This window comes from Streptomyces sp. NPDC055632, from assembly GCF_053618675.1.
In genome coordinates this window covers 42,255-54,672 of sequence record NZ_JBSHHY010000039.1, presented here as the reverse complement: position 1 = coordinate 54,672, position 12,418 = coordinate 42,255, and the positions used below count along the sequence as shown (strand labels likewise).

The following is a 12,418-nucleotide window of genomic DNA, read 5'->3' as shown; positions in this document are numbered from 1 at the left end:
GGCCCCGCTCACGGCGAGCGGGGCCCGGGGCCTTTCCGTACGTCCCGGAGGTCAGGCGTCGGCGCGGACGCGGGAGCCCTCGGGGGTCCGCTCGGCGACCTCGCCGAGGTCGCTGTCGCGGGTCTCGCGGGCGCAGATGATCGCGACGACGGTGAGCAGCGCGGCGGCGATCACGTACAGGGAGATCGGGGTCGAGGTGCCGTGGTCGGCCAGCAGCGCGGTCGCGATGAGCGGGGCGGGCGCACCGGCGGCGACGGAGGAGAACTGGGCGCCGATGGAGGCTCCGGAGTAGCGCATCCGGGTCGCGAACATCTCGGAGAAGAAGGCCGCCTGCGGCGCGTACATCGCCCCGTGCAGGACCAGGCCGACCGTGACGGCGAGCAGCAGGCTGCCGAAGGTGCCCCGGTCGATGAGGGTGAAGAAGGGGAACATCCAGGCCCCGACGCCCACCGCGCCGATCAGGTACACCGGCCGGCGCCCGAGCCGGTCGGACAGCGCCCCCCAGAGCGGGATCACCGCGAAGTGGACGGCGGACCCGATGAGGACGGCGTTCAGGGCGGTCTGCTTGGAGAGCCCGACCTGCGTGGTCGCGTACACCAGGATGAACGCCGTGATCACGTAGTACGAGATGTTCTCCGCCATGCGGGCGCCCATCGCGATGAGCACGTCCCGCCAGTGGTGGCGCAGCACCGCCACGAGCGGCATCTTCTCGACCTGCCCGGCGGTCGCCTTGCGCTCCTCGGCGGCGGCGAGCGCGGCCTTGAAGACGGGCGACTCGTCGACCGAGAGCCGGATCCACAGGCCGACGATCACGAGGACGCCGGAGAGCAGGAACGGGATGCGCCAGCCCCAGGATGTGAAGGCGGCCTCCGAGAGCAGCGCGGTCAGCGCGGAGAGCACACCGGTGGCGAGCAACTGTCCGGCCGGTGCGCCGGTCTGCGGCCACGAGGCCCAGAACCCGCGCCGCTTCGCGTCCCCGTGCTCGGACACGAGCAGCACGGCCCCGCCCCACTCCCCGCCGAGCGCGAAGCCCTGCACGAGCCGCAGCACGGTCAGCAACACGGGGGCCGCGGACCCGACGGTCGCGTGTGTCGGCAGCAGCCCGATGGCGAACGTCGCCCCGCCCATCAGCAGCAGGCTGAGCACCAGCAGCTTCTTCCGCCCGAGCCGGTCGCCGTAGTGCCCGAACACCAGCGCCCCGAGCGGCCGCGCGGCGAACCCGACCGCGTACGTCAGGAAGGACAGCAGGGTCCCCACCAGCGGATCGGACTCGGGGAAGAACAGCTTGTTGAACACGAGCGCCGCGGCGGACCCGTACAGGAAGAAGTCGTACCACTCGATGGTGGTGCCGATGAGGCTGGCGGCGACGATCCGCTTGAGGGATCCGGGTGGGGTCGGGGAGGGCGTTGCGGCGGCCATGTGCACCACTTCCAGGCAAGGGCGGGGACGTTTCGGTGTCGCCACACCGTAGGAAGCGGCAGGTCAGGGGCGTATGTGGTGGGACACCATAGTTCAAGCCGGACGAGTGCGCTCGGCCGCCATGAGAGTCCCTCACCGGCCTTTCGGAGGGCCCGGAGGGGTTGAGGGGGCGGCTGTCCCTGTTGCCCTGGTTCAGGATGATTCGACTTCGAGACCGTGCGCCGGGCGTACGGCAGCATCGGTGAGCGCCTCGACGTCGGCCGGATCCCCGAGCGCCTTCCGAGGAACCGGGTGCGGGACACCGCCGACGTCCGGCTTCCGTCGAAGGCGGCCCAGTCGTGTTCGGACCGGGCGGAAGCGGCCGGGGATCTCGACGCGCCCCCTGTCAGTGGAGCGAGGTCGGCCGGGAGGGGTGCGGTCGGGTCCCGGGGCAGGAGGACGTGGTCCCCGCACGGCACCGTCTCAGCTCCCCGTAGTGGGGGTCCCTGCCCACGCGGTCAGTGCCCGTGCACGCTCGGCCCGCCGCTCGGTCATGTCACCGGTCCGGCTCGCCCAGGCGACGTGGCCGTCGGGGCGCATCAGAACCTCTGATGCGCCGGCCAGTTCGGGGTGGTGGTTCCACCCGGTCACCGTCACGGCCTCGACGCGTCCGCTCCACCCGGCCTCGACGCCGGGTGGGAGCGTCTCGTCCCCGGCGAAGTCCAGCAGCAGGAAACGGCCGCGGTCGGTCAGTTCGTAGACCCGCGTGGCGGACGATCCCGCGGCGGTCAGGCCGATGTCCGGCATCCGCCGTCCCTCCAGGGGGTCGGCGTCCGGGAGGCGGGCGGGGTAGACGGTGCCGAGGGCGGACACCCGCGCGGCCAGGTTCCGGTTGACCTCGGCCATGCCGAGGAACTCGTCGAACATCCGGCGCAGCGCGGCGGCGGGCCCCGCGTACTGCGGGACGAGTGCCAGTTCCCCCAACAGGGTCTGGACCTCGGTGTTCTCGACGACCGCCGCACCGGCCGGCCGGCGCTCGGCGTCGTAACCGTCCAGCAGCCCGGGCGGCGCCCAGCCGCTGATCTCGGCCGCCAGCCTCCAGCCCAGGTTGGCGGCGTCCTGCAACCCGGTGTTGAGGCCCTGTCCGCCCGCGGGGAAGTGGATGTGGGCGGCGTCGCCCGCCAGCAGGATCCGACCCGCGCGGTAACGCTCGGCGAGACGGCTCGCGTTGCCGAAGCGGGACAGCCACCGAGGCCGATCGACGCCGCAGTCGGATCCGCAGATGTCCGTCAGGGAGGTCCGGAACTCCTCCAGCGTCACGGGTTCCCGGGAAGGGACGCGCATCCGCGCGGGGTCGAGGTAGACGAGCCGGGTGACCCCGTCCTCCAGCGGTGCGACCATCACACCGCGGGCCTGTGCGCGCCGAAGCCCCGGATCGTCCCGGTCCACGGTCTCGAAGTCGCCGAGGACGCCGGTCAACGTCTCCTCCGTCCCCGGGAAGCCGATCCCCGCGGCCGCGCGCACCAGGCTGCGTCCGCCGTCGCACCCCACCACGTACGCCGCCCGGAGGGTGCGCCGTCCACCTGGGCCGCGTACGTCCACCTCGACACCGTCGGAGTCCTGGCGCACGTCGACGGTCTCGTGCCCCCGCAGGATCCCGACGCCGAGTTCGCCGGCCCGTTCCGCCAGCAGGGCCTCGGTGCGGGCCTGGGCGATGAACAGCGTGTAGGCGTGCCGGCTGTCGAGGGCGGCGAAGTCGAGCCTGGTCCCCAGTCCCGCGAAGTGCCAGTCCGGCACGGTGGTGCCGGATGCGAGGAAACGGGGGGCCAGCCCCCGCAGGTCCATCAGCTCGACGCTGCGCGGATGCAGCGTCAGGGCCCGGGAGTCGCGCTGCGGTTCCGGGCGGCGCTCGACGACCAGCGGCCGGACGCCCGCCAGCGCCAGCTCGCAGGCGAGCATCAGCCCGGTCGGACCCGCTCCGACGACGATCACATCAGCGGTCATGTCTTCCTCCACATTAGTGAACAGCGTTCACGTGAACGCTGTTCACTATAATCACGCCCATGAGCGATCCGTCCACCTCCCGCCCGGCCCGCGGCCGTCCGCCCCGCCTCGACCGGGCACGCACCGTCGAAACCGCACTGGCCCTGCTGAACGGCTCCGGTCTGGACGCGCTGACCATGCGGCGGCTGGCGGACGCGATGGACGTGCAGGCCGGGGCGCTCTACCGGTACTTCCGGACCAAGGACGACCTGCTGACCGCGATGGCCGAGCGGATGATGGCCGACCTCCGCGCCCCCGCGAGCGGTGGAGCCTGGAGCGACCGCCTCTCCGGCCTGGCCGGGGCGTTGCGGCAGGCCCTGCTGGCCCACCGCGACGGCGCCCGCGTGTTCGCCGGGACGCACTCCATCGGTCCGGGCACCCTGGGCTTCGCGGAGGACTGTACGGGCGTCCTGTGCGACGCCGGATTCAGCGACGCGGACGCGGCCAGAGCCCTGATGGCGGTGGTCCACTTCACCGTCGGGCACACCCTGGAGGAGCAGGCCGCGCTGCGACCGGAGGACGGTTCCCCGGCCGATCCGGAGGTCCTGCGCGAGGCGGTCTCCTCCGGCGGGTACCCCCACCTCGCGGCCGCTCTGCCCACCCTTGTGGAGCCGGACTACGCGCCCCACTTCGATTTCGGCCTCGCCCTGCTCGTAGCGGGCCTCGAAGCGCTGCGCCGGCCGCACCGGTGATCCGGCGGGGTCCCCGGTCGCCGTGCCGCGTGGACCGTGGTCGTACCGCCGCTGCCGTGCGGGCCGGGCTCGCGGCCGGTGGCGAGATCACCGCCGGGTCCTCCAGGACGTCGTGCCCGGGGCGGAAGCCGATTCACACGCGATCACGCTGACGGGGCATCAGGCCACCATGTGGAAAGGGGGCCATGGATGAACTCGGGACCGGAGGTCCCACTGGCGCGCGACGGTACGGACGATCCGTCCGACTGGGCATGGATCACCGCGATCTTCGCGCTCTACCTGCTGATCGGCTACGGACTGGAGTACCGGTCGAAGAAGCGCAGAGGCGCCGCGCACCCGGCGAAAGCGGCGGCAAGGGGCTTGTTCTCCGAACGTGACGGCATCGACCCGGGACAACGCTTCGCCAGCCGCATGGTGATGCTGTGCGGCGCGCTGGCAACGGGCCTTGCCGGTTTCTTCACCCGGAACGCGCACACGGCGGTGCAGCTTCCGGTCGTGGGCGTCGTGGCGCTGCTCGGGATCTTCGCTTGGGCGTATTTCGACCACCGTACGGAGCCGCGTGACGGAGCCGAGGCCTAGGTTCTGTCGTCACATCTCATGCCCGCATCGGGGGTGAGGCGAGGATGACGGCTGCTTCGTAGGACCGGTTGGTCTTGTCGTAGCGGGTGGCGATGCCCCGCCACTGCTTCAGGCGGTGGAAGTGGCGTTCCACGATGTTGCGGTGCTTGTAGGCCTCGCGGTCGAAGGCCGGCGGGCGGCCACCCCGGCTGCCGCGCCGGGCCCGGTTGCGGGTCTGGTCGGCCCGCTCCGGAATCGTGTGCGGGATGCCGCGGCGGCGGAGGCGGGTACGGATGGCCTTCGAGCTGTAGTCCTTGTCGCCCAGGACGTGACTGGGCCGGGTGCGGGGCCGTCCCGGTCCGAGCCCCCACTGACGCCGACGCCCGCCGGCGAGGACGCGCTCGCCCGCGTGACCGCACGGGCCGAGGAGCGGCACCGCTCCCTCTTCGCGGACCTCCCCGACGAGGAGATCCGCGCCACGCGCGCCTCCCTTGGAACTCAGTGCCACGCGGTTCGTGAAGCATCCAGCCACGGCAACGGCCGCCAGCAGGCGTGGCATTTCCTGCGCGGAGTCAACTGACCTGTTTCGAAAGGTCAGTTGATTACTTGCCAAGCCTGGTTCTTACCGCCGAGGCACGTCCACTGCTGGAGGTAGGTGTTCTGCGGCGGTGCGGTCATGGCGGGGTTGTGGGCGTCGAGGCATTTGCCGCTGTGCAGAGAGCGAATCTGCCACTGGTTGTCGGCGCGGCGCTCCAGGTACCACTTCTGGTTGTTGCCGCCATGGCAGGGCCACTGGATGATCCGCGCGCCATCGTGCGTTCCCCACCCGGCGACGTCGAGGCACTTGCTGCTGTGTTTGGCCACGATTTCGAAGACGTTCTGGTAGGCCATGTCGTTTCCGGGGCGGCGGAACGTGAAGCGTTGGTTGGCGCCGCCATTGCTCGGCCAGGTGAGCAGCCCCGTCCCATCGGCGGTGCTGCCCCGGAACACGTCGGCGAAGAGGACCTCCTTTCCTTCGCGCTTCTCCGTGTACGCGCTTCTCAACTTATAGCTTTGATTGGCATAGGCGAACGGGAAGGGGACGTAGCTGTCGGGGTGGACTCGGCTGTATGTCGCCTGCCAGTTCATTGGCGCCCGTTCGTTCTGCTTGCGGGCCGCAGCGCGCTCGTCCTCTGTGGCACAGACGAAGTCCCGGGGCACTGCACGGCGTTTGACGAAACCGGCCAGGCACTGGCCGAAGGCGTCACTGCGCTCGCGGTGCAGGGCGTTCTGCGCGTCGACGGACCAGCGCTCCCAGAACTGGATGCAGACGTGGTCCTCCCCGTCCGTCGCGCGCCAGACGTAGCCTGGCCGGCAGTCATCCGGCCCGTACGGCGCCGCCGCGCTCGCAGGCGTGGCGCCGAGACCTGTGCTTGTCAGCACTCCGGCGAGCAGCAGGCCCACAACGGCAGAAGCGGAGAGCGCCTTCGGGAGGCGGCAGGGTGCGCGCATGGGGTTCCCCCAGTGCCGAATACGGTCCCCGTCTTCCATGGTGCACCCGGTCCCGCTGGTACGCACGTGCGTCGCACATTCAGGGGTGTTCACGAGTGCTGCTGATCTGAGGGGCCCGCGTTCTTCAGGCGGGTATCCGACTGCCTATTTCACGCGACGATCCGCGACTTCACGTGTCCGACGTGAGCTTCTTGCGGCCGTGGCCACCGACTTCCATTCGGAGGGCACGGCGGTGGAACGGATCCTCGCGGGCAGAGGCGGCAAGCACTCCCGTCCGGAGATGGCGCCGCACGTGGGCGACCCGGACAACCCGAAGCGGTACGACCCCGTCCCGACGGGTAACAACGGTCGGGACGTTGACACCGGATACCTGACACTCACGTACATTGCGAACAAACTCGGCCCCCCGTCGTCGAACATCAAGGGGGCCGTCACGATGCACTCCAGTCGGGCCGCCTGTTCTTCGTGTACGCCGGTGATCGGGCAGCTCTTGGAGGACTTCCCGAACATCGTCATCAATTACACGTCGGGCCGCCCGTAACGCCCGCAGAGAAGGAAGAGGACATGGAAAGCCCGTGGACGCCGGCCCACCAGGCCGTGGAGAGTTCCGACTACGAGGCCCTGACGCGGCTGCTCGACGCCGGCGCCGATCCGGACGAGGCCTGCTGCGGCGAGACCCTGCTCGACCATGCCGTGGACCTCGAAGGGGACGGCGCGCTGCAGTCCGGGGGAGCGTTCAATGCGGCGGCCACGGCCATTCTCCTTGCGTACGGGGCGGATCCGGGGCTGGAGTCGCCGGCCGGGGGAACCCCGCTGGAGACGGCGCGCAAGTACGGGCACACGATGGCGGAGCGGCTGATCGAGCGGTATCTGGAGATCCGGCGCGGGTAGCGGCTCCGGGCACTGCCGGACGTGCGGCGGTTCCGCAGGTTCGGCATGCTGGGCAAGCCGAGTGATTCGGCGAGTCCAAGCAATTCTGAGACCGCGTTCGAGGTCTCATCGATCGGTACGTGAGAGGGGTCGGGTTGCTGGTCGGCCGCGGGTGAGCCGGCGGACCATGATGCCGATCATGGCCCATCGGATCATGAAGCTCTTTCAGAGTGGCCACTGATCGAGTGACGGGTCGACGTCGGGCCGACGTGTCGCAACGCGCGAGGTTCCTGTGCCGTTGGGAGAGGTGTTCGGCGCCTCAACTCATCAGTGCGGAATCTTCGTTGGTTCCCTGTTCTATCGCACTGGACCTGCCGCACACCCTGGTCGCGTGGGTATCGATGCTCATCGTCACCCGTGAGGGTGGCCGCCGTTGCAAGCTCCCGTCCCACCAGCGCGCCCTCGTCGGCCTGGTCCACCTTCGCCGGCACGACACGCTCGCGCAGACCGCCGCCGGCTTCGGCATGTCCATCGGCACCGCCCACACCTGCGTCACGACTGTCGTCCGGTTCCTGTCCGGCCTGGCGCCCGGTCTGCCGCGTGTCCTGCGGGAGACGGGTCCGGGTCGCGTCCTGCCCGGCGGGCCCTCGCCGGGTGCGGCCGTGTCGGCGACAGCCGGGCCGATCAGCGGGGCTGACGCGCACGGGACGACCTCCGCCCGGCCCGGCGGAAACCCGGATGCGCGCGCCGCACGGTCGCCCTAGGCTGCGCCCGGGGGTGCGGCGGGGTGCCGTACCGGCCGTCAGGGGATCGGAGACTCACGGAGCATGACCAGTCGACTGTTCGCGATCTGTTTCCACGCGACACGGCCGCCGGAGCTGGCGCGTTTCTGGTCCGGGGTCCTGGGCTGGAAGCCGGACGACGACCCGGCCGGCGGCCAGGACGACGGCATCGCGATCCTGCCTCCCGACGCCCACGGGTTCCGCATCCGCTTCCTGCCGGGCGCGGAGCCCAGGACCGGTCGGAACCGGGCGCACTTCGACCTGACGAGCGACTCCCCGGAGCAGCAGGGGCGGACGGTGGCCAGGGCGCTGGAGCTCGGCGGGGAACACCTCGACGTGGGCCAGCTCCCGGAGGAGGGGCACGTGGTGCTCGCCGATCCGGACGGCAACGAGTTCTGCGTCATCGAGGCGGGCAACGCGTTCCTCGCCGACACCGGCTCGATCGGCGCACTGGCCTGCGACGGCACCCAAGCGGTCGGGTACTTCTGGAGCGAGGCGCTGGGGTGGCCGCTGGTCTGGGACCAGGACGAGGAGACCGCGATCCAGTCGCCGGAAGGCGGTACGAAGATCACGTGGGGCGGCCCTCCGGTGGCCCCGAAGACGGGTGTGAACAGGCTGTACTTCGAGCTGGCGCTCCCCGACGGAGCCGACCGGGAGACGGAACTCGACCGCCTGGTGTCCCTCGGCGCGACACGCACCGAGGAGGGCGACGACGACCGGGTGACGATGCTCGACCCCGACGGCAACGAGTTCTCCGTACGGAGGCCCCGGTAGGGCGTGTGCCGAAAGCGGTGCCGTCCGCCCGAGGGCAGGCGGGACTTTCGACACACGCTCCAGGGCCTGTCCGGCGTCCTCCCGGGCCGTGTCGCATGCTGCCGGGCTCCGGCAGCATGTCCGTCCACACGCTGCCGGGACTTCCCTCTCGTGCGTCCGTCCCGTGTGCGAGACCCTCTTCCGGACACGGTCGGAGGGGGGACGGAATGAGGCACGTGCCGTGCTTCCGTTGGGTGTTGACTCTGGGCGTCGTGCTCTTCGCCTGCTCGGTGGGGCTGTACGCCGCCGGTCCGGACCTGCCCGAGGCGCGGCAGATCGACCTGACGGTCCTCGACGAGAAACCGGACGGTTCGTGCCGGGTCCGGTGGATCGACCCGTACCAGAAGAGGGCGCGGGAAGCGTCGTACCGGTGCGATCCCGGCCGGTCGGACCTCCTCAAGGCGCCCGAGTACCCCGACAGCCGCGGTTACGGCTGGGCTTCCGGGTTCATGCTCACCGAGGGCCCCGAGCGGGGAGACCTGGAGGAGCTCGTCGAGCCGGGCCCCGGCCCCGCGGACGGCCTCCTGGTGGCGGGCGTGCTGCTCGTCGCCGTCGGACTGGTCGGCGGGAACCTCCGCGCCCTGCCCCGGGTCCTCGGCGTGGAGGCGCGGCTCCTCCGTCGTGCGGCCCGGCTGTCCGCGTCCGCCGGGTGGGCGGCCGGGGACTACGAACGGGCCGTGGCGGCGGTGCACGAGGCGAAGCGCCACGCCGTCCTGCCCCGGAACGCCGACGGCATCCCCGACGGGGTCCCCGGCCCCCGGCTGGTCACAACGCTCTGGGTACTTCGCGAGGCGGGCCCGCAGGCGCGCGAGGCGGCGGTGCTCGGCCGGCAGCTCGCGGCGCGGCTGGACGGCCTCCTGGACGACGCGGCTCCGGCCGCCGGACTGCGGAGCATGCTGCGGGCCGGTCCGACGGCCCGGCTGCACGCCGCCCGGGCGGTCGCCGAGCTGCGTCCGCTGCTGTCCGGAGCCGAACGGAACGGCCTGCCCGAACGCTTCGCACAGACCTCGGTCGACCTGCTCCGGGGCCAGGACGCCGACCGGGCCGCCCTCGCGGCCGGAACGGACTTCGCGGCAGAGCCCGCCGCGTACCGGCACCTGCTGGCGGAGCTGACGGGACCCGAGCCGGCGGCCCGTCCGCCCGCACCCTTCCCCCGTCGGGGACGGCGGTGGCACCGGCGCCGGTGACGACCGCCCCGGTCGTGCGACGGGTCGGCCCCCTTCTCAGCGGCGCCGCGAGTGGCGGCGCCAGGTGAAGCCGCCCGGAAGACGCACCGACGTGCTGTGGCGGCCCCGGCCGTGGTACGAGACGTGGGCCCGGCGCGGGCCGAAGCTCAGCGACCAGCCGTGCGAGCCGATGTTCAGGCGGAGCAGCTTCGGGATCAGGGTGATCTGCTTGTGGTAATGAATCGACATGTCGGCCTCCTCGGAGCCATGGTGCGCCACGCGCACGCCGGGACTGTCACGGTCGCTCCACCATCGTGTCACCGTCGACGGCTTCCCCGGAGGCGTCCGGCCGTCGGGCGGGCCCGCCCGTAGGAGTGAACGGCTCGTTCGCGTCGGCGATCACGTACCGGAAAACGGGAACGGGTGCTGTGCGGCTCCTGCGGCCACCCCTCCACGGACCGAAAGCGATCGCGCACGAGTGACACCGAGCCCCTCGCCCTCGTCACCGGTGCCTCCGGCGGCGTCGGCCTCGAACCGGCCGAGCAGTTGGCGGAACGCGGCTACGACCTCGTCGTCAACGCCGAGGACGACACCCGGCTCCAGCAGGCGGCCCGGCGGGTCCGGGCGGCCGGGGCGCGGGTGGAGGTGGTCCGGGCCGACCTGCGCGACCCCGGGGAGACCGAGCGCCTCTTCGCCGAGGCCACCGGACTCGGCCGGCCGCTCGACCTCGACGTCCGCTCCACCGTGCACCTGGCCAAGCTCGTCCTCCGCGACATGGCCGCCCGCGACGAGGGCCGCGTCCTCGTCACCTCGTCCGTCGCCTCCACGACGCCCGGCTCCTTCCAGGCCGTGTACAACGCGTCCAAGTCGTTCCTGCGGTCCTTCACCGAGGCCCAGGCCGCCGCCGGCAAACTGCCGTTCGCCCGGGTGTGAACGGACGGCCGAAGGGAGGTTTCCCGTCCCTCCTCCGGTGTTACGCGTACAGGGCGGCAACCACCACCCGGACCCGAACCCTCGGCTGACGGGCCGAACGACCGGTACCGAGCGAGAGGAACGACATGTCCACACAGGAGGACGGCCCGGTCCTCGTGGCCGACGCGGGATCGTCGAGTCTGCGCCTGACCGTGTTCGGCGGCGACGGCGAGGTCCTCGCCGAGCACCGCAGCGACAGCCCGCCGGACGAGGACGCCCCGGACGTCCTGCGGCGGCTCCTCGACGAGGCGCCCGCCCCGGTGGCCGTCGGCCACCGCATCGTCCACGGCGGGCCGGAGCTGCGCGACCACACCCCGGTCGACGACGACGTCCGCGCCCGGCTCGACCGGGCGGCCGCCCTCGCGCCGCTGCACGTCCCGCCGGCCCTCACGGTCCTGGACGCCGCCCGGGACCTGCTGCCCGACGTTCCGCACGTCGCCTGCTTCGACACCGTGTTCCACCGCGGACTGCCCGCCGCCGCACGGGAGTACGCGGTGCCCGCCGCGTGGCGCGAGGAGTACGGGCTGCGCCGCTACGGCTTCCACGGACTGTCCTACGCCTGGGCGCTGGACCGGGCCGCCGAGCTCCTCGGCCGCCCGCCCGAACGGCTCCGCCTCGTGATCGCGCACCTCGGCGGCGGCTGCTCCGCCTGCGCCGTGCGGGACGGGCGCAGCGTCGACACCACCATGGGGTTCACCCCGCTGGAGGGCCTGGTGATGAGTCACCGCAGCGGCAGCGTCGACCCCGGCGCGCTGACGTGGCTGCAGACCCGGCACGGCCTGACCGCCGACGCCGTCGAGGACGCGCTGAACCACGAGTCCGGTCTGCTCGCCCTCTCCGGCACCTCGGACGACACCCGCGACCTCGTCCGCGCCCGGGCGGCGGGGGACGAGCGGGCCGCGCTCGCCCTGGACGTCTTCACCCACCACTGCCGTCGCGGCATCGCCGCGACGGCCGCGTCCCTGGACCGGCTCGACGCCCTGGTCTTCACCGGCGAGATCGGCGAGGACCAGCCCGAGGTGCGCGAGGAGGTGTGCGCCGGGCTGTCCGTGCTCGGCCTCACCGGCGGTCTGCGCCCGCTCGTCGCCGAACGTCCCGGGATCGTCAGCGAGCCCGGTGCCCGGGTCCCGGTCCTCGTCGTGCCCACCGGGGAGGCCCGGCAGGTCGACCGCGAGACCCGCGCCCTCCTGGCCCACCGCTGAGCGGGACGGCGGTGGGTGCGACGGCGGTGGGCGGGACGGCGGTGGGCGCGAGCGCCGGAGCCGATGAGCAAGAAGAGGCGTGAGCAACGGAGGTACACGCCGCCCCCACCGAGAGAAGCCGTACCGCGCAGCGGTCAGCGCCGGGCGCGGCGGCGGGCGATGAGCAGGCCCAGGGCGATCCCGGCGAGCAGGGTGACCGCGAGGACGGTCCACAGGGGGAGCGTGACCTCGGGGACCCACAGGCGGATGGTGACGGAGCCGGTATTGGCGGCGATGAACCAGATCGCCAGGGCCGCGAGCAGCAGGAAGCCGATGGTGCGCAGCCGGACGTCCCGCCCCTTGACCGTCACGCTCGACGGCGGGTGCTCTTTCGCCGTTTTCTCTGCCATGCGTTCAGTATCGGACGGTTTGTCCGGGTGGGCCATCCGGCA

13 protein-coding genes and 2 pseudogenes are annotated in these 12,418 nt (G+C 72.0%); 9 read left to right on the top strand and 6 right to left on the bottom strand.

Going from position 1 to position 12,418, the window contains the following annotated elements; genetic code table 11:
• Positions 1–51: 51 nt before the first annotated feature.
• The gene (locus ACWGSR_RS32505; protein ID WP_453572019.1) at positions 52–1,419 is read right to left on the bottom strand and encodes an MFS transporter; all 1,368 of its coding nucleotides are present in this window, start codon (positions 1,417–1,419) and stop codon (positions 52–54) included.
• 462 nt (positions 1,420–1,881) lie between these two features.
• On the bottom strand, positions 1,882–3,402 hold the full coding sequence (locus ACWGSR_RS32500) for a monooxygenase (RefSeq protein ID WP_453572016.1): 1,521 nt from the start codon (positions 3,400–3,402) through the stop codon (positions 1,882–1,884).
• A 59-nt stretch (positions 3,403–3,461) separates the two neighbouring features.
• Here ACWGSR_RS32500 and ACWGSR_RS32495 point away from each other — a divergent pair, with 59 nt between their 5' ends.
• Together ACWGSR_RS32495 and ACWGSR_RS32490 are read left to right on the top strand one after the other, a co-directional pair.
• On the top strand, positions 3,462–4,133 hold the full coding sequence (locus tag ACWGSR_RS32495) for a TetR/AcrR family transcriptional regulator (protein ID WP_453572013.1): 672 nt from the start codon (positions 3,462–3,464) through the stop codon (positions 4,131–4,133).
• Positions 4,134–4,322: 189 nt separating this feature from the next.
• Complete coding sequence (locus tag ACWGSR_RS32490) at positions 4,323–4,712, top strand: hypothetical protein (RefSeq protein WP_453572011.1); 390 nt, start codon at positions 4,323–4,325, stop codon at positions 4,710–4,712.
• Positions 4,713–4,728: 16 nt separating this feature from the next.
• On the opposite strand, the pseudogene ACWGSR_RS32485 reads toward ACWGSR_RS32490, so the two are convergent.
• Both ACWGSR_RS32485 and ACWGSR_RS32480 read right to left on the bottom strand, forming a co-directional pair.
• Positions 4,729–5,052, bottom strand: a pseudogene (locus ACWGSR_RS32485) (transposase); the annotation flags it as partial.
• Positions 5,053–5,285: 233 nt separating this feature from the next.
• A complete protein-coding gene (locus tag ACWGSR_RS32480) occupies positions 5,286–6,134 on the bottom strand; it encodes an RICIN domain-containing protein (protein WP_453572008.1) in 849 nt (282 codons plus the stop codon).
• A gap of 247 nt (positions 6,135–6,381) precedes the next feature.
• On the opposite strand from ACWGSR_RS32480, the gene ACWGSR_RS32475 reads away from it, so the two are divergent.
• From ACWGSR_RS32475 to ACWGSR_RS32455, 5 genes and pseudogenes are all read left to right on the top strand, one after another.
• Positions 6,382–6,723, top strand: coding sequence for a deaminase domain-containing protein (locus ACWGSR_RS32475; protein WP_453572006.1), 342 nt, complete (start codon positions 6,382–6,384; stop codon positions 6,721–6,723).
• A gap of 23 nt (positions 6,724–6,746) precedes the next feature.
• Positions 6,747–7,073, top strand: a complete 327-nt coding sequence (locus ACWGSR_RS32470) for an ankyrin repeat domain-containing protein (RefSeq protein WP_453572003.1) — start codon at positions 6,747–6,749, stop codon at positions 7,071–7,073.
• Positions 7,074–7,396: 323 nt separating this feature from the next.
• Positions 7,397–7,737: pseudogene (locus tag ACWGSR_RS32465) on the top strand (helix-turn-helix domain-containing protein); the annotation flags it as partial.
• Positions 7,738–7,879: 142 nt separating this feature from the next.
• A complete protein-coding gene (locus ACWGSR_RS32460; RefSeq protein ID WP_453572000.1) occupies positions 7,880–8,608 on the top strand; it encodes a VOC family protein in 729 nt (242 codons plus the stop codon).
• A 233-nt stretch (positions 8,609–8,841) separates the two neighbouring features.
• Entirely contained in the window at positions 8,842–9,834 is a 993-nt protein-coding gene (locus ACWGSR_RS32455) for a hypothetical protein (protein WP_453571997.1), read from the top strand.
• Between the two features lie 36 nt (positions 9,835–9,870).
• On the opposite strand, the gene ACWGSR_RS32450 is transcribed toward ACWGSR_RS32455, so the two are convergent.
• Positions 9,871–10,062, bottom strand: a complete 192-nt coding sequence (locus ACWGSR_RS32450) for a DUF4236 domain-containing protein (protein ID WP_366372726.1) — start codon at positions 10,060–10,062, stop codon at positions 9,871–9,873.
• Positions 10,063–10,236: 174 nt separating this feature from the next.
• Here ACWGSR_RS32450 and ACWGSR_RS32445 point away from each other — a divergent pair, with 174 nt between their 5' ends.
• A complete protein-coding gene (locus ACWGSR_RS32445; protein WP_453571994.1) occupies positions 10,237–10,746 on the top strand; it encodes an SDR family NAD(P)-dependent oxidoreductase in 510 nt (169 codons plus the stop codon).
• 125 nt (positions 10,747–10,871) lie between these two features.
• Entirely contained in the window at positions 10,872–11,987 is a 1,116-nt protein-coding gene (locus ACWGSR_RS32440) for an acetate/propionate family kinase (protein ID WP_453571991.1), read from the top strand.
• Between the two features lie 134 nt (positions 11,988–12,121).
• On the opposite strand, the gene ACWGSR_RS32435 is transcribed toward ACWGSR_RS32440, so the two are convergent.
• Positions 12,122–12,376: a lipopolysaccharide assembly protein LapA domain-containing protein gene (locus tag ACWGSR_RS32435; RefSeq protein WP_376244415.1), complete on the bottom strand. Its 255-nt coding sequence runs from the start codon at positions 12,374–12,376 to the stop codon at positions 12,122–12,124.
• Between the last annotated feature and the right edge of the window lie 42 nt (positions 12,377–12,418).